The organism is Streptomyces sp. NPDC042364 (assembly GCF_056437585.1).
In genome coordinates this window covers 210,591-231,295 of record NZ_JBWKAJ010000002.1, presented here as the reverse complement: position 1 = coordinate 231,295, position 20,705 = coordinate 210,591, and the positions used below count along the sequence as shown (strand labels likewise).

18 protein-coding genes are annotated in these 20,705 nt (G+C 73.5%); 4 read left to right on the top strand and 14 right to left on the bottom strand.

What is annotated here, in order from left to right; genetic code table 11:
• Window positions 1-96: 96 nt before the first annotated feature.
• The 5 genes from AC067N_RS04335 to AC067N_RS04315 all read right to left on the bottom strand — a co-directional run bounded on the left by AC067N_RS04335 (window position 97) and on the right by AC067N_RS04315 (window position 8,242).
• Window positions 97-1,953 (bottom strand): SWIM zinc finger family protein, encoded by a 1,857-nt coding sequence (locus AC067N_RS04335; protein ID WP_478677746.1) that lies wholly within the window; start codon window positions 1,951-1,953, stop codon window positions 97-99.
• A gap of 641 nt (window positions 1,954-2,594) precedes the next feature.
• On the bottom strand, window positions 2,595-5,453 hold the full coding sequence (locus AC067N_RS04330) for a DEAD/DEAH box helicase (RefSeq protein ID WP_478677374.1): 2,859 nt from the start codon (window positions 5,451-5,453) through the stop codon (window positions 2,595-2,597).
• Window positions 5,454-5,591: 138 nt separating this feature from the next.
• Window positions 5,592-6,173 carry a sugar kinase gene (locus AC067N_RS04325; RefSeq protein ID WP_478677373.1) on the bottom strand — a complete coding sequence of 194 codons (582 nt, stop codon included), beginning with the start codon at window positions 6,171-6,173 and terminating at the stop codon, window positions 5,592-5,594.
• Window positions 6,170-7,315: an ROK family glucokinase gene (locus AC067N_RS04320; protein ID WP_478677372.1), complete on the bottom strand. Its 1,146-nt coding sequence runs from the start codon at window positions 7,313-7,315 to the stop codon at window positions 6,170-6,172. The genes AC067N_RS04325 and AC067N_RS04320 overlap by 4 nt, the downstream gene beginning before the upstream one ends.
• Window positions 7,316-7,504: 189 nt before the next feature.
• Window positions 7,505-8,242 (bottom strand): GntR family transcriptional regulator, encoded by a 738-nt coding sequence (locus AC067N_RS04315; protein WP_478677745.1) that lies wholly within the window; start codon window positions 8,240-8,242, stop codon window positions 7,505-7,507.
• A 129-nt stretch (window positions 8,243-8,371) separates the two neighbouring features.
• Here AC067N_RS04315 and AC067N_RS04310 point away from each other — a divergent pair, with 129 nt between their 5' ends.
• Entirely contained in the window at window positions 8,372-9,382 is a 1,011-nt protein-coding gene (locus tag AC067N_RS04310; protein WP_478677371.1) for a Gfo/Idh/MocA family protein, read from the top strand.
• A gap of 34 nt (window positions 9,383-9,416) precedes the next feature.
• Here the strand turns inward: AC067N_RS04310 and AC067N_RS04305 are convergent, their stop codons facing one another.
• The 3 genes from AC067N_RS04305 to AC067N_RS04295 all read right to left on the bottom strand — a co-directional run bounded on the left by AC067N_RS04305 (window position 9,417) and on the right by AC067N_RS04295 (window position 12,060).
• Window positions 9,417-9,917, bottom strand: coding sequence for a hypothetical protein (locus AC067N_RS04305; RefSeq protein WP_478677370.1), 501 nt, complete (start codon window positions 9,915-9,917; stop codon window positions 9,417-9,419).
• Window positions 9,918-9,966: 49 nt separating this feature from the next.
• Complete coding sequence (locus AC067N_RS04300; protein WP_478677369.1) at window positions 9,967-11,157, bottom strand: cytochrome P450 family protein; 1,191 nt, start codon at window positions 11,155-11,157, stop codon at window positions 9,967-9,969.
• A gap of 231 nt (window positions 11,158-11,388) precedes the next feature.
• Entirely contained in the window at window positions 11,389-12,060 is a 672-nt protein-coding gene (locus AC067N_RS04295; protein ID WP_478677368.1) for a response regulator, read from the bottom strand.
• Between the two features lie 124 nt (window positions 12,061-12,184).
• Between AC067N_RS04295 and AC067N_RS04290 the strand changes: the two genes are divergently transcribed.
• The gene (locus AC067N_RS04290) at window positions 12,185-13,213 is read left to right on the top strand and encodes an aldo/keto reductase (RefSeq protein WP_478677367.1); all 1,029 of its coding nucleotides are present in this window, start codon (window positions 12,185-12,187) and stop codon (window positions 13,211-13,213) included.
• Between the two features lie 101 nt (window positions 13,214-13,314).
• On the opposite strand, the gene AC067N_RS04285 is transcribed toward AC067N_RS04290, so the two are convergent.
• Window positions 13,315-14,568: a sensor histidine kinase gene (locus AC067N_RS04285; RefSeq protein WP_478677366.1), complete on the bottom strand. Its 1,254-nt coding sequence runs from the start codon at window positions 14,566-14,568 to the stop codon at window positions 13,315-13,317.
• 181 nt (window positions 14,569-14,749) lie between these two features.
• Between AC067N_RS04285 and AC067N_RS04280 the strand changes: the two genes are divergently transcribed.
• Window positions 14,750-14,953, top strand: a complete 204-nt coding sequence (locus AC067N_RS04280) for a hypothetical protein (RefSeq protein ID WP_478677365.1) — start codon at window positions 14,750-14,752, stop codon at window positions 14,951-14,953.
• A gap of 66 nt (window positions 14,954-15,019) precedes the next feature.
• Here the strand turns inward: AC067N_RS04280 and AC067N_RS04275 are convergent, their stop codons facing one another.
• The 4 genes from AC067N_RS04275 to allB form a co-directional block, all read right to left on the bottom strand.
• On the bottom strand, window positions 15,020-15,424 hold the full coding sequence (locus tag AC067N_RS04275) for a guanyl-specific ribonuclease (RefSeq protein ID WP_478677364.1): 405 nt from the start codon (window positions 15,422-15,424) through the stop codon (window positions 15,020-15,022).
• Window positions 15,425-15,587: 163 nt separating this feature from the next.
• Window positions 15,588-16,235 (bottom strand): dihydrofolate reductase family protein, encoded by a 648-nt coding sequence (locus AC067N_RS04270; protein ID WP_478677363.1) that lies wholly within the window; start codon window positions 16,233-16,235, stop codon window positions 15,588-15,590.
• A 200-nt stretch (window positions 16,236-16,435) separates the two neighbouring features.
• A complete protein-coding gene (gene alc / locus AC067N_RS04265) occupies window positions 16,436-17,551 on the bottom strand; it encodes an allantoicase (RefSeq protein ID WP_478677362.1) in 1,116 nt (371 codons plus the stop codon).
• A 50-nt stretch (window positions 17,552-17,601) separates the two neighbouring features.
• A complete protein-coding gene (gene allB, locus AC067N_RS04260) occupies window positions 17,602-18,939 on the bottom strand; it encodes an allantoinase AllB (protein ID WP_478677361.1) in 1,338 nt (445 codons plus the stop codon).
• A 277-nt stretch (window positions 18,940-19,216) separates the two neighbouring features.
• On the opposite strand from allB, the gene AC067N_RS04255 reads away from it, so the two are divergent.
• Window positions 19,217-20,014: an IclR family transcriptional regulator gene (locus AC067N_RS04255; RefSeq protein ID WP_478677360.1), complete on the top strand. Its 798-nt coding sequence runs from the start codon at window positions 19,217-19,219 to the stop codon at window positions 20,012-20,014.
• 313 nt (window positions 20,015-20,327) lie between these two features.
• On the opposite strand, the gene AC067N_RS04250 is transcribed toward AC067N_RS04255, so the two are convergent.
• Window positions 20,328-20,615, bottom strand: coding sequence for a DUF5955 family protein (locus AC067N_RS04250; protein ID WP_478677359.1), 288 nt, complete (start codon window positions 20,613-20,615; stop codon window positions 20,328-20,330).
• Between the last annotated feature and the right edge of the window lie 90 nt (window positions 20,616-20,705).

Below are 20,705 nucleotides of genomic sequence, written 5' to 3'. Positions count from 1 at the left end.
CGCCGTGGGACGGGTGGGGGGCCGGAGAACGGACCACCCTTCGAACAAAAGTCCCGGCGTGTCGCGTGTTGCGCTTCGGGGTGGAATGGAGAGCCGTCAGAGGCCGTCGGTCGCCCCCAGGCCCGTCAAGGCTCCCACCGGGTCGAGGTCCGGTGTGCCTCTCGGCCACCAGTCGTCGTGGCCCGGTTCGGACTCGTAGGCGTACCACAGGCCGTCCCGGCCGAGCCGGAGCTGGACATGGCCCAGGGGGTGGGTGAGGTGGTTGTGCCAGGGGCGGAACGCCGGGAGGTCGGCGGCGAGGAGCAGGGGGCGGGCACGGTCGAAGCGACCCGCCGGCGGGTCCCAGGGCTCCTCCAGGACGGCGAGACCTTCCAGGCCGCCCTGGCGCCAGGCGGCGACCGCGCGGGCCAGGTCGGCCGGGGTGCGGCCGGTGGCGGCGGCCAGCGAGGAGTACAGGGCGCGGGTGGTGGCGGTGAGGCCGGAGCCGGGGCGTGCGGCGGCCAGGCGTACCGCGTCCTGCCAGAGCGTCAGCTCGGCGACCGGGTCCCGTCCGGTGGTGAGCATGGCGTGCGCCCGGGCCGCCGCGTCGGTGGCCAACTGGTCCAGTGCGAACGGGTCGGGACCGCCCGGCGCCCCCGGATACACGGGGGGCTGCTCCGGGTGCGGGGGCGTGGGCAGCGGGGCCGGCAGCGGCGGGAGGGTGCGCGGGGCGAGGGCCTCGGCGGCCCGGACACCCGGTGGTGCCGCGGGTCGCTCCTCCTGGGCGGCACGCGCCGCCCGCGCGGCGTTGCGCCGGGACAGCGCGTCGAGCAACTCCCGCTCTCCCCGGCCTCGCAGAAGCAGCAGCGTGAACGGGTCCTCGTCCAGCAGCCGCGCCGTCTGATAGCAGAGCGCCGCCGCGTGCTTGCAGGGGTGCCCGCGATCCGGGCAACTGCACCGGGGGTCCAGCTCACCGGGGCCGGGCAGCAGTCGCGTCCCGCGACGGTTCCGGGCGGCACCGGACGCGGGGGCGGCACCGGACGCGGGGGCGGCACCCGCACCGACGTCGGCACCGATGTCGCCGAGGGACTGCGGCAGTTCCCTGTCGAGCAGGGCGGCGATGTCGCCGGGGCGCTCGGCCGCCCTGTCCAGGAAGCGGTCCCATTCGTCGTCGTCCAGCGTCCGCAGCCGGACCTGCACCCGGTACGGTCGGGGCCGGCTGCCGTGCACATAGGCCAGGACCAACCCCGGCGTGACCGTGATCGCGTCCACGCGGCCCTTGTCGGCGTACGCCCGACCCCGCGCGAGCCGGGCCGCGTCGAGGGCGCCCTCCTCCAGCGCCGTCACCCACGCGTTGCCCCACCAGCTCTCCGCGAACGCCTCCCCCGTCGAGGTGCGGGGCGGGAACGCCCCGAAGGTCCGGCGGAGTTCGCCGTCCCGGGAGGGCGCGGCCATGGTGGCGGGGACGCGAGGGGTGGCGGAGCCCGCGGGTCGGGTGTCCCGGGGGTGGTCGACGCCTGCGTGTGGGACGGCCCGGTCGCCGACCTGGGCTTCACGTTCGGACTCGGCTTCGGACTCGGCTGCGGCTTCGGCTTCGGTGGGTTCCGGGTGTGTGCTGCGCCGCCCGGAGGCCGGCCGAGATGCCGTGGGCCGTGTCCGGGGGCCGTCGTGGCCTACGCCCTCGTCCGGGCCGAGGCCGGACGCGGCGTCGAGGTGATCCTGCGGCGCCTCGGCGGAGGTGGGGTGAGGTGCCGGCTCCGCCGCGGGCGGCTCGAAGGCACCTGCGAGCCGAGCGCGTACGTCCCCGACCGGACGGGGCCCCTCGCCCCGATCAGCGGCGGGACCCCGCCTCTCCTGCCTTGCCCGGCGGTGGAGCGGCGCCGGGCCCGCGGGAGGGCGCGGGGCCAGGGTCCCGGGCGTGGCGTCCGGTTGCCCTGGCGCTTCCTCAGGTGCGGCTGCCTCGGTCCTGGCCACGGCTCCGGCCTCCGCTTGGGCGCGGGCCCGCTCGGCCGCGCCACGAGCGGCGCGCAGGGCTGCCCGGGCGATGTCACCGGGCCTGGCGCCGCCCGAGGCACCCCTGCCACCGCCGCGGGGTGCGTCCGGAGCACGCGATGCGCTCTCGCCGGCCGGTTCCTCGGGGGTGGCCGCCGCCCTGGCGTCGGCGGCCCGCCACAGCGCTTTCCGGGCCACGTCGCCCGGCCGGGCGCCCCGTGTGCCCCCGGCCTCGCACGGGGGCGACGCGGGCGCCGAGTCGCCACCACCCGCCCGGTCACCGGCGCTGTCCGGTTCGGGACCGCCCAGGCCGGACGTCTCCGCCGCACGGCGCGATGTCCGGGCGGCACCGTCGGAGGCCGTACCAGCCGGGCCCGACGTCCGCGCGACGCGGTCCGACGCCGTGGCACCCCCGACGGACCTCCCGGCGCCGCTGCCCGCCGTCCCGTCCGCACCGCCCGGCACCCCCGTGTCGTCCCCGGATGCCGGACCCGTGCTGCCCGGCGCCGATGTCGCGGTGGCCGGCTCCTCCGCCCGTTCCGCGCCGCGCATGGCCCGTTCCCGGGCGGCGCGCAGCGCCTGGCGGGCCGCGTCGGCCGGGCGGGGGGCGGGGTCGGGGGCGCTCATCCCGGCCTCCGCAGGGAGACGAGGTCGGTCAGCTCGCGGTCGGTCAGCTCGGTGAGAGCCGCTTCGCCGGAGCCCAGGACGGCGTCGGACAGGGCCCGCTTCGATTCGAGCATCTCGGCGATGCGGTCCTCGACGGTGCCTTCGGTGATGAGGCGGTGGACCTGGACGGGCTGGGTCTGGCCGATGCGGTAGGCGCGGTCGGTGGCCTGTTCCTCGACGGCGGGGTTCCACCAGCGGTCGAAGTGGATGACATGGCCGGCGCGGGTGAGGTTCAGGCCGGTGCCGGCCGCCTTGAGGGAGAGGACCAGGACCGGGGTCTGCCCGCTCTGGAAGCGGTCCACCATCTCCTCGCGGTCCTTGACCGGTGTGCCCCCGTGGAGCAGCTCGACCGGGATCGCGCGGGCGGCGAGGTGCGCGGTGATGAGGCGGGCCATGCCGACGTACTGGGTGAAGACCAGGGCGGAGCCGTCCTCGGCGAGCAGGGTGTCCAACAGCTCGTCGAGGAGGGCGAGTTTGCCGGAGCGCGCGGACAGGCGGTCCCCGTGGCCGGCTGCTTCCTCCTTCAGGTAGAGCGCCGGGTGGTCGCAGATCTGTTTGAGGGCGCCCAGCAGTTTGAGGACCAGGCCCCTGCGGGCGATGCCCTCGGCCGTCTCGATGGCCAGCAGCGACTCGCGGACGACGGCCTCGTAGAGCGCGGCCTGTTCGCGGGTGAGGGGGACCGGGTGGTCGGTCTCGGTCTTGGGCGGGAGTTCGGGGACGATCCCCGGGTCGGACTTCTTGCGGCGGAGCAGGAAGGGGCGCACCAGTCGGGCGAGACGGGTCACGGCCTCCTCGTCCTCGCCGTTCTCCACGGCGCGGGCGTGGCGGGCGCGGAAGGACTTGAGGGGGCCGAGGAGGCCGGGGGTGGTCCAGTCGAGGAGGGCCCACAGCTCGGAGAGGTTGTTCTCCACGGGGGTGCCGGTGAGGGCGACGCGGGCGGGCGTCGGGATGGTGCGCAGGGCCTTCGCCGTCGCCGAGTAGGGGTTCTTGACGTGCTGGGCCTCGTCGGCGACGACCATGCCCCACCGCTGCTCGGCGAGTTGGGGTGCCGTGGAGCGCATCGTGCCGTAGGTGGTGAGGACGAAGCCGGGGCCGAGGTCGTCCAGGGTGCGGTCGGGGCCGTGGAAGCGGCGCACGGGCACACCGGGGGCGAAGCGGGTGATCTCGCGCTGCCAGTTGCCCAGCAGCGAGGCGGGGCACACGACCAGGGTGGGCTCGGGGCGGGCCCGGCGCAGATGCAGGGCGATGACCGTGATGGTCTTGCCGAGGCCCATGTCGTCGGCGAGGCAGCCGCCGAGGCCGAGGGAGGTCATGAGGTCCAGCCAGGCCAGGCCCCGGAGTTGGTAGTCGCGGAGGGTGGCCGCGAGACCCGGGGGCGACTCGACCGGGCCGACGCCGGCCGTCAGTCGGTCGCGGAGCGCGGCCAGCGCGCCCACCGGGACCGCCTCCACGGTCTCCCCGTCCACGTCGGCGGTGCCGGTGAGGGCCACGGACAGGGCGTCCACCGGGTCGAGCAGGCCCAGTTCGCGTTTGCGGGCCTTGCGGACGAGAGCCGGGTCGACGAGGACCCACTGGTCGCGCAGGCGGACGATCGGGCGGTGCGCCTCGGCCAGGGCGTCCATCTCGGCGTCGGTGAGCGGGTCGCCGCCGAGCGCCAGCTGCCAGCGGAACCGCAGCAGTTCCTCGCTCTCGAAGAAGCCCGTGCCGTCCGTGGCCGAGCCGGGCGCCGGGCGCACCTCGGCGCGGGCGCTCAGGTCCTGGGCGAGGTCGCGGGGCCAGTGCACGGCGACCCCGGCCGCGGCCAGTCGGGTCGCGGCCACGCCGAGGAGGTCGGACAGCTCGTCCTCGGAGAGCGCGAGGACGTCGGGGACGTCCTGGTCGGCGAGCCGGTCCAGGGGCGGCCAGACGCGGGCCGCCCGGCGTACGGCCAGGGCGGCGTCCACACGGGCGCGGGGCCCGAACGCCTCGTCCGCGTCGCCCGCCCAGAGCGCCGTGGCGTCGACGACCAGCGTGGGGTCGGCGAGGCTGTGCACCTGGACGACCGCCGCGCCGGCCCGGCGGCCGCCTTCGCTGTCGTCGAACAGGTCGTACGCCGACAGGTCGAGGCGCAGGGAGACCCGTACGCCCGCGTCCATGCCGGCGGCGACCTCGGCGGCCCAGTCGCGGGCGCCCGGGAGCCGCTGGCCGGTGCTCGCGGCGAAGGGCCTGCCGGATACGTACGGCGCGGCCGGGCCGCGGGGCAGGGTGTCCGCGACGGCGTCCAGGAAGGACCGCACCAGTGCCTCCGGGTCGGGCAGCCTGAGGGGGCCCTTGCCGGGGAGTGGCACGGCGTGGCCCTCGTACGGCAGTGCTGCGGCGACGGCCCTGAGGTGGGCGATGTCGTCCGGGTCGAGCGGTCCGGCCCGCCAGGCGTCGAACCCGTCGGCGGTGAGCCCCGGCAGCAGACGCCCCCGGGCGACGAGCCGCAGCGCGTGCAGGGCGGCGGCACCCCAGCAGGCCGTGGCGGGGTGGGCGGCCGGGTCGCGGCGGGCCCGGGCGAGCAGGGGCAGGGCGTCGGCGACGGGCAGGGACAGGGCGGGGACGGTGCCTCTGCGGACGCCGGTGGCGCCGTGCCGGCGGACGACCGTGAGGTCCTCGGTGGCGCCGCCGGGGGGTGGTTTGTCGCTCTCCGGGTCCCAGAACGCGACCCGGCCGTGGCGGGGCAGGGGTGCCGGCCGGAAGACGGCGGCCAGCCGCACCGGGACGGTCAGGGGATCGGTGACGGCCGGTGTCACGGGAACGGCCGTGTCGGCCTCGGGAACAGCCATGTCCCGCATGTGTCCGGTCACCTCCCCGCCCATGGTCGGATGAGCCGCCTGTCGGCTCCGATCAGCTGTCTCCGACTCTACGGGCGGGGTCTGACATTCGGTCCCGTCGACCGTGCGCGAACCCCGACGGGCCCGGGTACGCGCAGGTCAGGGCACGGTTCGCGAGACCACGTACACCATCGGATGGTCCGGGTTGGACCGGTTCACGACGATGTTGTGGGTGGGCGCGGGATCCTTCTGCCTGTTGACGAGGCCGTACCAGGGGCCGGGGCCGCTGAAGTCCCAGCCGACGATCCGCCGGTCGCGGGCGTGGACGGCCATCTCGCCCTTCTTCAGCGCCGCCGTGCTGGTGCCGATCTGGTCGAGGAAGCGTTCGAGGCCCTCGTTGCTCGTGTAGAACTGCACGTACAGACGGCTGGTCCGCCAGTTGTTGGTCTCGTAGTACGCGAGGTGCTTCGAGTACGGCGGGATCGGGACGTCGTAGAGGCGCTGCTGGAGCCGCGAGGGCCAGTGTGCGGTGAGGCCGGTCGCCGAGTACTTCGCTTCCTTGTCCTTGCCGCTGTCCCGGCTCTGGTTGGCGGAGATCACCAGATAGCCGGCGGGGACGCCGATCAGCAGCACGATGATCGCCAGGGTGAGCGCGCGCCGGCGGATCTTGTGGCGGCGGTCCTCGGCGGGCTGCTCGGGTTCCTCGGGTGAGGTGCCCTGACGGGGCACGGAGGCGGTCATGCGGAGTCCCGGGTGGTGCGGCGGGCCTCCACGTACCGCGCGTACCGCTCGTAGCGCTCGACCCGGCGGCGGTTGGCGCGGCGGAAGCGGCGGGCGACGAGGCGGGCGAGGTCGGCGGCGCCCACCATGCCGGCCTCGGGGCCGAGCTGGGCGCGGGCGATACGGGCCTCGGGGCGGTAGCCGCGGCCGGTGAGGTGGCGGCGGAAGGCGTCGCGGGCGGGGCCGATGAGGAGGTCGTCGGCGGCCGAGACGCCGCCGCCGATGACGAAGCAGGACGGGTCGAGGGCGGCGGCCAGGTTGGCGATGCCGACGCCGAGCCACTGGCCGATGTCCTGGAGCAGCTCGATGCACATCGCGTCGCCCTCACGGGCCAGCTCGGTGATCATCGGCCCGGTGATGTCGCCGATGTTGCCCTTGACGTGCTCGATGATCCCGTAGGCGACCGGGGAGTCCGCCGCGGCCAGCTCGCGGGCCTCTCTGACCAGCGCGTTCCCCGAGCTGTACTGCTCCCAGCAGCCGCGGTTGCCGCACGGGCAGCGGTGACCGCCGGGCACGACCTGCATATGGCCGAACTCACCGGCGACCCCGAACTTGCCGCGCTTGACCTGGCCGTCCTCCAGGATCGCGCCGCCGATGCCGGTGCCGAGCGTGATCATGACCAGGTGGTCCTCGTCGCGGCCGGCGCCGAAGCGCCACTCGGCCCAGGCGGCGGCGTTGGCGTCGTTGTCGACCAGCACGGGCACTGCGAGGCGGTCGGCGAGCCGGTCGCGCAGCGGTTCGTTGCGCCAGGACAGGTGCGGGGCGAACAGCACACGGTTGCGGTCCGCGTCGACCCACCCGGCGGCGCCGATGCCGACCGCATGCACGTCGTGCCGGTCGGAGAGGTCCAGCACCAGCTCGACGATCGTGTCCTCGACGACCTGGGGGCTCTTGGACTTGTCCGGGGTCTCGGTGCGGAGCTTCTCCAGGATGTTGCCGTCGGCGTCCACGACGCCCGCCATCACCTTCGTACCGCCGATGTCGATGCCGACGGTGGGGACGCGGGGCGCCGTCAGGTGCGAGCGGCGCTCGCGTGTGCCGACGGTACGCAGGACGGTGGCCCGCGCGGAGCCGCGGTGGGTGAAGTCGCGGTAAGTGCTCATCGGACCGATTCTGCCTTAGCGCTCCGCTTGGTGCGCCGTGGGGGCAGGGGGTGCCGCCCCTTTGTTTTTCGGGTGCGGGTGAGTGGGGGCTGGTCACGCCCACGCGCCGGAGTCGCACATGTCACAGCCCGCGCCCCTGATGAGCGAGGACTGCGCCCCTTGCTCATCAGGGGCCCGGGGGACGGCCTCCTACGCCCTCACCAGCAGCTGGAAGTCGAACGAATAGCGGGAGGCCCGGTAGATGTGGGTGCCGTATTCGACCGCTCTGCCCGTGTCGTCGAAGGTGGTGCGCTGCATGGTCAGGAGGGGCGCACCCTCGGGTTCGGTCAGGCGTTCGCCCTCCTCCGGTGTGGCCGTTCTCGCGCCGATCGTCTGGCGGGCGCTGTGGAGGTTGATGCCCGCGGAGCGCATCAGGCGGTAGAGGCCCGTGGCCTCCAGCTGGGGCGAGTCGAGGTCCAGGAGGCCGGTCGGGATGTAGTTGCAGAGGGAGGCCATGGGCTCGCCATGGGCCAGACGGAGTCGCTCGATGCGGTGAACCTCGCTGCCCTCGGCGACGGCGAGGGCGGCGGCGACGTCGGCGGAGGCGGGGACCGTGGCGTTGAGCAGGACCCGGGTGGCGGGGCGCTGGCCGGCGGCCTCCAGGTCGTCGTAGAGGCTGCTGAGCTCCAGGGGGCGCTTGACCTGGCTGTGGACGACCTGGGTGCCCACGCCGCGGCGGCGGACGAGGAGGCCCTTGTCGACGAGGGACTGGATGGCCTGGCGGACGGTCGGACGGGACAGGCCGAGGCGGGCGGCCAGTTCGATCTCGTTGCCCAGCAGGCTGCCCGGGGTCAGCTCGCCGTGCTCGATCGCGGCCTCCAGTTGCTGCGACAGCTGGAAGTAGAGCGGGACCGGGCTGCTGCGGTCGACGCTGAGCTGGAGCGACACGGTCGGATCCACTTCTGGTTTCGGCACGGGCCGAGCGTAGCCCCGGCGCCGGATGACGGGAAGCGGCGTCGTTCGGTTGTCCGGACAAAGCATTGACACGGCGGTGGGTGCGACCGCACTTTGTTTCTCATGCGCATCGGACTCATCGGAGCGGGTCGAATCGGGACGATTCACGCGGCCACGCTCAGCCGCCACCGCGATGTCGGCTCCCTGATCATCACGGACGTCGACACGGCACGGGCCCATGACCTCGCGGATCGCCTGGGCGAGACGGCCGCGCCCGGCGTGGACGAGATCTTCACCTGGGGTGTGGACGCCGTGATCATCACGGCCGCCACGTCGGCCCACGGCGAACTGATCGGTCGGGCAGCACGCTCGGGTCTCCCGGTGTTCTGCGAGAAGCCCATCGCCGTGGACATGCAGGGCACGTTAAACGCGCTCGCCGAGGTCGACGCCGCCGGAACCGTGCTGCAGATGGGCTTCCAGCGACGCTTCGACTCCGGCTATGTCGCCGCCCGTGAGGCCGTGCGGTCGGGGCGGCTGGGGCGGTTGCACACCGTGCGGGCGCTGAGCGCCGACCAGGCGCCGCCGCCGGCCGGGTATCTGCCGGCGTCCGGGGGCATCTTCCGGGACTGCATGATCCACGATCTGGACGCCGTGCGATGGGTGACGGGGCGCGAGGTCGTCACCGTGTACGCCACGGGGTCGGACGCCGGGAACCCGGTGTTCCGGGAGGCGCACGACGTGGACACGGCGGCGGCCGTGCTGACGCTGGAGGACGGCACCCTCGTCACGGCGACGGCGGCGCGGGTGAACGGGGCGGGCTACGACGTCCGCATGGAGCTGGCCGGGGAGCTGGACACCGTGGTGGTCGGGCTGGACGACCGTACGCCGGTCGCGTCCACCGAGCCGTCCGGTCCGCCACCCGCCGACAAGCCGTGGACCGGTTTCGTGGAACGCTTCGCCGCGGCGTACGAGGCGGAGATCGCCGCCTTCGTCGAGGTGGTGCGCGGCGAGCGGGCCAACCCCTGCGACGGCCGCGAGGCGCTGCAGGCGCTGCGCGTCGCCGAGGCCTGCGAGCTGTCCCGCCGGGAGCACCGGCCGGTGAACCTCGGCGAGATCCCGGGCGGCCGCGACTGAGCCGCCGGCACAGGACCGCTTGCGCGGGCGCGGCTCACACGAGCAGCCGTACCGACGGGGTCTCCGTGTCGGTGGCCAGGATCTGGTCGCAGTCGCGGCAGCGGAGGTCCCACGGCCGGCTCACGTTGGTCTGGATGCCGGGCTTGCCCGATTCCCCGGTCTCGTGGCAGTAGTAGCCGAGGTGCAGCCGCACCCAGGGGTGGCTGGTCGGTGCCGCGGAGCGGCGGCCGTCGCGGCCGTCCTCGAAGGGCGCCCACCAGAAGTCGAGCAGGATCCGGACCGCGAGCCGCTCGTCCCCGGAGGTGCTGTCGAACGCGGCGATGCGGGCCGGCGCGTGATGACGGCCGAGGCCGCTGCGCGTGCCGGAGCACAGGGCTTTCTCGGCACCGCGCTCGAAGACCGTGGTGCGGCCGAGGCGCTCGCAGACGAAGCAGTCGAGGCTGAATTCGAGGGTGGGGCCCCAGTACAGCTGGTGGCTCTCCTGGCCACCCGGCGGCCGGACGAGGGCCGCGGTGATCTCCGCGGTGCGCAGCATGGTCGGGTTCTCCTGCGGGGCTGGGGGCGGCGAGCGGTGGAGAGCGTACTCACCAGCGGACCGGAAGGCTCCGTACGCCGCGTATGAGCATCCCCGGCAGCCAGGGGCCCGGCGGGCCGTCCAGGGCGAGCCCGGGGCAGCGGTCGAGGAGGGCGCGGAGGGCGACGCGTGCCTCCAGCCGGGCCAGGGGCGCGCCCAGGCAGTAGTGGATGCCGTGGCCGAAGGCGAGATGACCGCGGGTGTCGCGGTGGATGTCGAAGCGGTCGGCGGCGGGACAGCGGCTGTCGTCGCGGTCGGCGGCGGCCAGGCCGATCAGCACGGAATCGCCGGCCGCGATGGGTGTGCCGGCTATGGCGAGGGGCTCGGCGGCGAAGCGGAACGTCGCGTTCTCGACGGGGCCCTCGTAGCGCAGGGTCTCTTCCACCGCCGCGTCCACGAGGTTCCTGTCGGCCCGGACCTCGGCGAGCTGGCCGGGGTGGGTGAGCAGGGTGTGGACGGCGTTGGTGATGAGGTTGACCGTGGTCTCGTGGCCGGCGATGAGCAGGATGAAGGCCATGCCGCGCAGTTCGTCCGGCGACAGCCGGTCGCCGTCCTCGTCGGTCGTGCGGATCAGCGCGCTCAGCAGGTCGTCTGCGGGCGGGGAGCAGCGCTTGTCCTCGATCAACTCGCCCAGGTACGAGGCGAGTCGGACGAAGGCGTCGTATTCGCTCTCCGCGCTGGTGGGTGCCACCGTCTCCGTCGACAGCTCGCGGAAGGCGGCGCGGTCGAACTCGGGCACGCCGAGCAGTTCGCAGATGACGGTGAGCGGCAGCGGATAGGCGAAGGACTCCACCAGGTCGGCGTGGCCGAGCGGCAGCATCGCGTCGAGCAGCGAGTCGGTGATCTGCTGGATCCTGGGCCGCAGTTGCTCGACACGGCGGGCGGTGAACTCGCGGGCGACGAGCTTGCGCAGCCGGGTGTGCCGTGGCGGGTCGGAGACCAGCAGATACTTGCCGATCAGCTCCTCGTCGAGGAAGGTGACCCCGATCTTCGAGGCGTCCTTCGACAGCCGGGGGTCGGCGAGCGCCGCCCGCGCCTCCTCGTACCCCACCACCAGCCAGGCCTCATGGTGGGCGTCGGGTCCCGGCAGCCGGACCCGGTGCACCGGGCCGAGCGCCCGCAGCTCGGCGTACACGGGGTACGGGTTCTCGGTGAACCGGGTCCCGTACCTGCTCAGATCGATCACTTTCGTCTTCCTCACGATTCCCCCCTCACCCGCACAACGCTCGGGCCCCCGCCCGAGTGCCCTAGCACCGGTCGATCGCCGCCCGCGTGCTGGAGACGAGGACGGGGACGGGGACGGTCACCGTGTCCCCCTCGAGATGCGGGTCCGCGTGAGGCGTACCAGACCGCCGGTCTCGGTGCCCGGACGGCACACGGCACAGGCGCTTCCGGTCACCGGCGGAGGCGACCGCACGGACTGCTTCCACCCCTATCGCCCGTCGTCCTCCAGCAACCCGGCGTCGTATGTCAACAGGGCTATCTGCACACGGTTGTTGAGGTCGAGTTTGGCGAGGATGCGGGAGACGTGGGTCTTGACGGTGGCGACACTCATGAAGAGCTGGGCGGCGATCTCGGCGTTGGAGGCGCCCCGGCCGACCGCGACGGCGACCTCGCGTTCCCGGTCGCTGAGGGCGGCGACGCGGGACCGGGCGGTCGTCCGGCGGGTGTCGGGGGCGCTGCCCGCGGCGTGCGCCATCAGCCGGCGGGTGACGGCGGGTGACAGGACGGGTTCACCGGCGGCGACCCTGCGTACCGCCGCGACGATCTCGGCGGGCGGGGTGTCCTTCAGGACGAACCCGGCGGCCCCCGCGCGCAGGGCCCGCAGCACCTGGTCGTCGGCGTGGAAGGTGGTCAGGACGACGACCTGGGGCGCGTCCGCGCGGCGGCGGAGCCGCTCGGCGGCCGAGAGACCGTCGACGGTCGGCATCCGGATGTCCATGAGGACGACGTCGGGGCGTGCGCGGTCGACCAGGGCGTCCACCTCGGCGCCGTCGGCCGCCTCCCCCACGATCTCGATGTCGTCGGCGCCGCCCAGCATGAGGGAGAGCCCGGCGCGGACGAGGGGGTCGTCGTCGACGAGGAGCAGTCGGATCGTGGTCATCGGCCCACCGTTCGCATGTCGGTCATGGGCCTACCGTATTGACGCCGCGTCACGGACCGCCGCCCTCCGCCGGGGCGACCCGTTAGTGTCGGCCGCCACGGCATTCAACTGACGGAGGTTTTGGGTGCGTTACCGACTCCTGGGCCGGACCGGGCTCCGTGTCTCCGAGTTGTTCCTCGGCGCCATGACGTTCGGCGAGCAGGGCGGGGTGGGGGCGCCCCGGGCGGAGTGCGCGCGGATCCTCGACGTGTACGCGGAGGCCGGCGGCAATGTGATCGACACGGCCGTCAACTACCGGGGCGGAGAGAGCGAGCGCATCGTCGGCGAGCTGCTCAAGGGGCAGCGGGACCGGTTCGTGCTGTCCACCAAGTACACCGTCTCGCGCGACGGCACCGACCCCAACGCGGCGGGCAACCACCGCAAGAACCTGGCCCTGTCGCTGGAGACCAGTCTTCGGCGGATGGAGACCGACTACATCGACCTGTACTGGGTGCACATCTGGGACCGGAACACGCCGGTCGAGGAGACGATGCGCGCCCTGGACGACGCCGTACGGTCGGGGAAGGTGCTGTACGTCGGGATCTCGGACGCCCCGGCATGGGTGGTCTCGCGGGCCAACACCCTGGCGGAGTGGCGGGGTTGGTCCCCGTTGTCGGCGCTCCAGGTGCCGTACAGCCTGCTCAACCGGGACATCGAGCGTGAACTGCTGCCGATGGCGGAGGCGTTCGGGATGTCGGTGGCGGCCTGGAGCCCGCTGCAGAACGGCATCCTGTCCGGCAAGTACACCCGTCCGGGCGGGCCGGCGCCGGGCACGGCGACCCGGTTGTCCGCGGAGACGGTCGGGCGGCGGGAGCGCGCGGTCGCGCAGGCCGTGCAGTCCGCCGCGGACGAACTCGGCGCCACCCCCGCGCAGGTCGCCATCGCCTGGACCATGGCCCACTCCCCCGCCGTCCACCCCATCCTGGGCGCCCGCCGGGCCGAACAGCTCACGGACAACCTGGGCGCGGCCCGGCTCGTGCTGCCCGAGGAGGTACTGGCCCGCCTGGAGGACACCACCGGCTTCCGCCTCGGCTTCCCCGGTGACTTCATCGACGAGGCGTCGGCGTGGGTGTACGGGTCGGCGGGGCAGCGGGTGGTGCCGCGAACGGGGTGACCCCGGGGTCGCCTCGCTCCACCCTTCAGGGCGCGGGGAACTGCGCGAGAAACCACCCACCACCCGCACCCGCTGCCCCGCCGACCCGTACACCCACACTCTCAGCCCCAGGGCAGCCGGGCACGCACCCGGAAGCCGCCGTCCGCCTCGGGGCCGTGCTCCAGGCGCCCGCCGGTGAGCGTCGCCCGCTCGGTCAGGCCGATGAGTCCCTGGCCGGAGCCGGGGACCGGCGGGACCTCCCCCGGCGGCGCCGGATTGCGTACACAGACGGTGAGTCCGTCGCGCGGCGCGCCCGAGACCGTGACGGTGACCTCGGCGCCGGGTGCGTGTTTGCGGGCGTTGGTCAGGCACTCCTGGACGATGCGGTACGCGGTGCGGCCCACGGAGGCGGGGACGGCGGCGGGGTCGGTGACGCGGTGGTCGAGGACGACCTTCGTCCCGGCGACGCGGGACTCGGCGACGAGGCCCTCCAGCGCGGCGAGCGTCGGCTGGGGGCGCCCGGCGTCCTCGGACTCGCCCGCGCGCAGGACGCCGATGATCTCCCGCAGGTCCTGGAGCGCCTCGTGGGCGCTCTCCCGGATGACGCCCGCCGCGCGGGCGATCTCCGCGCGGGGCGCGTCGGGCCGGAACTCCAGGGCGCCCGCGTGCACGCTGAGCAGGGTGAGCCGGTGGGCGAGCACGTCGTGCATCTCTCGGGCGATGGCCTCGCGGGCCAGCCGCTGTGCCTGTTCGGCCCGCAGGGCCGCCTCCGTCTCGGCCCGCTGGGCGCGGTCCCGGAAACTCAGCATGAGCTGTCGTTTGGCGCGCACGAACATGCCCCAGCCGACGGTGGCGGCGGTGAGCACGACGGAGACGAAGACCGCCCAGGGGTAGGTGATGTCGGGGTCGGGGCGCAGCCGGAAGAAGACCGGGTTCAGCAGGAGGGAGGCGCCGCCCACCCAGGCCACGTACCGGAAGGGCCGGTGGACGGTGAGGGTGAAGAGGGCGACCAGGCCGGCCCCGCCCGCGGTGGCGGACACGAAGCAGACGGGCACCATCGCCACGGCGAGCCCCGTCGGCCGGCGCCTGCGCAGCCAGACCGCGGCGCACGCGAGCGCGCCGAGCACCTGGTCGAGGACGGCGAGGGCCGCGGGGAGGTCGGTCTCCTTGTTCACCGTGTCCACACCGAGGAGGCCGATGCCCACCGCGATCAGGAAGCAGGTGAAGTCGACGACCCAGTCGCGCGCGGTGCGCCGGGGTCGTCTCCCCGGCCGTCCGGTGCCGGGATCCAGGGCGGGGTCGAGGACGGCCGACGGCAACAGCCAGCGCCGCGCGGGGAAGTCCGGTGGTTCGGCCACCTGTTCGTCAGCGCTCACAGTCGACAAATCTATGCGGGGACCGGGCCTCGTTGGTCCCCGATGCCGGGGACAGCGACCAAAGTCGTACCCCTCGCCCGACTTTCGGCGGTCCGGCGTCGTGCGTATCGGTACTCCGGTCGGAAGGGCCGCGCCCCGCGGCCGATGAGGGCGAGGGGTCCTCGCGGTGAGGATCTCTCCTATGAAGCAGTTGTTGGAGTTCCTCGGTTTCATCGCCCTGCTGCAGGGCTCGGGCGGTCTGGTGTACGAGCTCACCGGCAAACTGAGGTGGGGTGTGACACAGCGGTGGGCCGTCCTGGACGGCTACGAGATTTATGTGAGCATCGCGCTGATCGTGCTGGGGCTCGCGCTGTTCGCGGCGGCCGACGGCCGGAAGGCCGGGTGACCGGCCCGTCGGGCCGCCCGTCCGGGTGGGGGAGGACGGACGGCCCGGCGGGTGTCCCGGCGGTGATCAGCAGTCGTGGTCGATCAGGTCGAAGGACGCGTAGTGGTCGGCGGTGTAGTAGTCCTCCTGGTGCTGCTGCCCGGTGACGACGCGGCGGGCGCCGCGGGTCGAGGAGCCGGGGGTCTTCACCGTGTACTCGTGGTAGTAACCGCTGGACCGGGAGGGCAGGACGCGCTCCCGGTTCTGGAAGACGCTCCCGTCCTGCGAGTACGGGAACGGGCCGCCCCGCTCGATGAGGTCGAGCGTGGTGTGCGCCTGCGACGGCAGGTCGCCGTAGCAGATGCTGCCGACCGCGGCGGCCGAGGTGTCCGCGGCGCCGGCGGTGACGGTGCCGCCCACGAGGAGGGCGGACATCAGGGCGGCGACGGCGCCGACACGCGTGGCGCGCGCTGTGCGTGGGGGGAATCTCATGCCCTCATGATGACGCGCGTAGACGATGGCATGTCAATGACAAGCTGGATGATTCGCCCGGCACGCACGGTAAGTTTTCCGGGAGTTAACAGGAGTTCACGGACGGCGCGTTCTCTTCACATACGACGACATGCGACGCCCCGTGAGACGTCCTCAGGCGTCCTCAGGCGTCCTCGGAGACGTCCTCGGAGTCCTCGGGGAGGGCGAAGCTGCCGTAGGCCGGGCGCCCTTCCAGCTCGTACGTCTGGATGGAGACCCCGCGGCCGGTGATCCGGCCGCCCGCGTGCCGGAAGGCCGTCGGCAGGGCTCCCTCACGGAACAGCCGCAGGCCGGAGCCGAGCACCACCGGGAAGGTCAGCAGGTGCAGGGTGTCGACGAGGTCGAGGGCCAGCAGGGAGCCGACCAGCGCGCCGCTGCCGTGCACCTGGAGTTCGCCGTCGGTGCGTTCCTTGAGGGCGGTGACCTGCTCGGCGAGGTCGCCGCGGATGACCGTGGTGCCGGACCAACCGGGGTCGGTGAGGGTCGAGGAGGCCACGTACTTCGGCAGCGTGTTCAGCTTGCCGGCGACGGGGTCGGCCGGGTCGGTCACCTTCGGCCAGTGCGAGGCGAAGATGTCGTAGGTCCGGCGGCCGAGGAGGAACGCGCCGACCCTGCCGAAGCTCTCGGCGACGAACGTGCCGAAGTCGTCGTCGGCGTACGGAAAGCTCCAGCCGCCGTGTTCGAAGCCGCCGCGGGTGTCCTCCCGCGGGCCGCCGGGGGCCTGGTAGACGCCGTCGAGGGTGACGAAGACGGTCGAGACGAGCTTGCCCATGGCGATCGCCTGCTTCCTGGTGCGGGGTCTGCTGTCATCACCTCAGACCCCGCGGACGCCCGCAACTCATCGGTGCGGCGGGAAGTGGTTCGGCCGCCCGCGGGGGGTGCGGGACAGCGCTCCGTCGGCGACCGCAACGGCGTGGGCACGTTCGCGCGGTCCCCCGAGCCCCTCGCGAGCGCCTCGGCTTCCCTGACTTCTCAGACGCCCAGCTCCTGGAAGCGGGCGGCCAGCCGCGTCCGGCCCTCCTCGGTCAGGGAACCGTGGAGGCGGAGACGGGAGATGCCGCCGTCCGGGTAGATGTCGATACGGGCGTGGGTGGCCACCACGGGCTCGGGGAGGACGAAGCGGTGGTCGGTGTCGGGCTGGAGGCGGGTGCGGGGGAGGATCTCCGTCCAGGTGCCGTCCTCGCCGTTGCGCACCGAGACACCGGCCCACCCCGCCGCGTTGCCCTTCAGACAGGCCGTGTCGATCTCCAGGGCCCGGATCTCGGACTGGGCGGCCAGGCGGTAGCGGATCCAGTCGTTGCCCTGGTCGCGACGGCGACGGGTCTCCCAGCACTCGTGCATGACCCGGGCGCGGCCGGGCCGGATGGTGTTGGTGGCCGGGGAGTAGAAGAGGTCGGAGGCGTCCTCGGCCTGGCCGCCGTTCTCCAGCGCGACCACGTCGAAGGTGCCGAGGACGTCCAGCCACGCGGGGTCGGGGACGACCTCGCCGTACACCCGCAGTCGGGCGATGCCGCCGTCGGGGTGCTGGTTGACGCGCAGGTGGGTGAAGCGCTGTTCGACCGAGACGGAGAAGCCGTTCGCCGCGTGGCCGCCGACCGGGGTGCGCGGGACCAGGGTCGTCCACTTCACGTCGTCGGCGAGGAGGTCCTCGGGCGAGGGGGCGCCCGGTACCGAGGCCGCCTGCACCGACACGGCCTGCGGGTAGTTGCCGCGGAAGTGCGCCGTGTCGACGACGATGCCCCGGACGACGCCGGGCGCGCCCAGGCGGACCAGCGCCCAGTCGTGGTCGTCGGCCGTGGGCCAGGGGTGGTCGGCCGAGGCGCCCCGGCGGCGCCGGGTCTCCCAGCCGTCCATGATCTTGCCCTTGTGCCCGAAGTGCTCCGGGTCGAACTCGGCCCGCTCGGGCAGCAGCAGGTTCTCCCGCTGGGCGAAGAACTCGTCGTTGGCGGCGATGACACCGGCGCCGAGCCCGCGGTCGGCGAGGTTGGCGTGGTGGGTGAAGGGGAATTCCGCGGTGCGGTAGTCCGCGTACGGGTCACCGCCGCCGTAGGGGTTCGCGTCGCCGGTGAAGTTCACGATCGCCGTCACGATGATCAGGTCTGCCTCTCGGTTGGGGCCCGCCGCGAGGCGGAAGTGGATCAGGGGGTGCGGGTGAGGAGCCGCCCCTTCGGCGCGGTGAACTCGCCGTCCGCGACGATGCGTTCACCGCGGAGCCAGGTGGACCTGACGACGCCGTGCAGCGTCCGGCCCGCGTAGGCCGTCACCCGGTTGCGGTGCTGGAGGGCCGCCGGGTCGACGGTGAACGTCTCGTCCGGGGCGAGCACGGCGAAGTCGGCGTCACGGCCGACCTCGATGGCGCCCTTGCGGTCGAGGCCGACGAGGGCGGCCGTGCGGGCCGACATCCAGCGGAGCACGTCCTCCAGGCCGTGGCCGCGCCGGCGGGCCTCGGTCCAGACCGCCGCGAGGCTCAACTGGAGGCCCGAGATACCGCCCCAGGCGGTGGCGAAGTCGCCGGTCTTCAGATCGGCCGTGGACGGGGAGTGGTCGGTGACCACGCAGTCGATCGTGCCGTCGGCCAGCGCCTGCCAGAGCAGGTCCTGGTTGGCGGACTCGCGGATCGGCGGGCAGCACTTGAACTCGCTCGCCCCGTCCGGGACCTCCTCGGCGGTCAGGGTGAGGTAGTGCGGGCAGGTCTCCACGGTGATCCGTACGCCCTCGGCCTTGGCGGCGGCGATCAGCGGCAGCGCGTCACCGGAGGACAGGTGGAGCACATGCACCCGGGCGTCGAGCCGTCGGGCGTGGTCGATGAGGGCCGCGACGGCGGTGTCCTCGGCGTCGCGGGGGCGGGAGGCGAGGAAGTCGGCGTACCGGGGGCCGCCGCGCCGGGGGGCGGCGTCGAGGTGGTGCGGGTCCTCGGCGTGCACGATGAGCAGTCCGCCGAAGCCCGCGATCTCGGCCAGGGAGCGGGCGAGCCGCTCCTGGTCGAGGTGCGGGAACTCGTCGACGCCGGACGGGGACAGGAACGCCTTGAAGCCGAAGACCCCTGCGTCGTGCAGCGGGCGCAGGTCCTTGATGTTGTCGGGCAGCGCGCCGCCCCAGAAGCCGACGTCGATGTGCGCCTTGTCGGCGGCGACCTCCTGTTTCGTACGGAGGTGGTCGACCGTCGTGGTGGGCGGCAGGGAGTTGAGGGGCATGTCGACGAGGGTGGTGATGCCGCCGGCCGCCGCGGCGCGTGTCGCGGTCCAGAAGCCCTCCCAGTGGGTGCGCCCCGGATCGTTGACGTGCACATGGGTGTCGACCAGGCCGGGCAGCAGGACGTCGTCACCGAGATCCTCCAGACGGGCGCCGGGGGGCACGTCGGCGTCGTACGGGAGGACGGCCGTGATCCGGCCCGCCGCGACGGCGACGGCGGCGGGGCGCGATCCCTCGGGCGTGATGACCCGCGTCGAGCGCAGCACCAGTTCAGCGTCGGACACCCGGACCCCTCTCGTCCTGCGGTCGTTTCTCTTCCGCGTCAACGGGATTTACTTCCACGTAACGGAATTCAACGTTCTGTTGAAGGAGTCTTCACTTCAGGCCGGACCCCGTCAAGGGCACCCTCTTCCACTCTGCTCCCCCATCCCACCCCCTGGACATTTTCATTAAACGGAAGGAGAATTCCGCCAGGCAGAACATAGTGACGCTCAAGGGAGCAGTCAACGAACTGCCCGGTAGGCTGCGACTTCGCCTGCCTTCGTGAAAGGACCCGCGCCCGTGCCGACGTCCAGCGCCAGCACCACCGACTCCACCAAGTCGTCCTCGTCCGGCGGCGGTGTCCAGTCCCTCGAGCGCGCCTTCGATCTGCTGGAGCGGATGGCGGACGCCGGCGGCGAGGTCGGCCTCAGCGAGCTCTCCGCGAGCAGCGGGCTGCCGCTCCCCACGATCCACCGGCTGATGCGCACCCTCGTGGTCTGCGGCTACGTACGCCAGCAGCCCAACCGGCGCTACGCCCTCGGCCCGCGCCTGATCCGCCTCGGCGAGTCCGCGTCCCGGCTGCTCGGCACCTGGGCGCGCCCCTATCTCGCACGGCTGGTCGAGGAGACGGGCGAGACGGCGAACATGGCTCTGCTCGACGGCGACGAGATCGTGTACGTGGCGCAGGTGCCGTCCAAGCACTCCATGCGGATGTTCACGGAGGTCGGCCGCCGGGTGCTTCCCCACTCCACGGGGGTCGGCAAGGCCCTGCTCGCCGAGCTGCCGGCGGACGAGGTCCGGGCCCTGCTGTCCCGTACCGGTATGCCGGCCGCCACGGAGAAGACGATCACGACGCCCGACGGATTCCTCGCCGCGCTCGACGACGTGCGCGAGATGGGTTACGCCGTCGACGACAACGAGCAGGAGATCGGCGTGCGCTGCCTCGCCGTCTCCGTCCCCGACTCGCCCACCGCGGCGGCCATCTCCATCTCCGGCCCCGCGGGCCGCGTCACGGATGCGGCGACGGAACGGATCGTGCCGGTGCTGCGGCAGGTGGCGGCGGAGCTGTCGGAGGCACTCGCCAGCACGGGGGGCTGAGACGCCGGGCGCGTGACGACTCGGGGCCGGGGGATTGCTCCGCGGCTGCGGGTGGGTGGGGTGTCCGCCGGGAACGCCTTCGTCGGCGCGCTGAGGGAGCCGGTCGTGACGCCGTCACGGTGCGTCCCGGCGATGGCGCCGCGAGCGGTGGTGGTGTCAGCGCGGTGCGGTCGCGTCGGCGGTCCCGCGGGCCGCGTCACGGAGGCGGCGGCGGAACGGATCGCGCCGGTGCTGCGGCTGAGCCGGCCAGGACGCGGCGGCCCACCGGCTGAGGGTGGTGGAGGACCGGGGCGGCGGGGCGGGACCCCGGCGGTCACCGACCCGGCGGCTCCCCGAACAGGTCCACCGCCAGGCGGACCTCCGCCAGCCCTCTCGACAGCGCGCTGACCGACCCGATCGCCCCCGCGATCAACAGAAGGGACCGCCGCAGGCGCGGGACCTCGGGGATGCCGCTCACGACCATCGCCGCGAGCGCGGCCAACTCGTCCTCCGCGATCCCCCGGTCCGGGAAATCGGCGGGATGCGCGGCGAGTTCACGGCGCAACCGGGACACGGCGGACCGCAGCCCCGCCACCCTCTCATCCTCACCACTGCCGGTCACCGGCCTCTGCCCCAAGCTCCGCAAGCCAGCCCTCCCCCTCACACCCGCCGGTCGCGCCCCGTCGCACGTCCGGCCGCCCCCCTGCGCGTA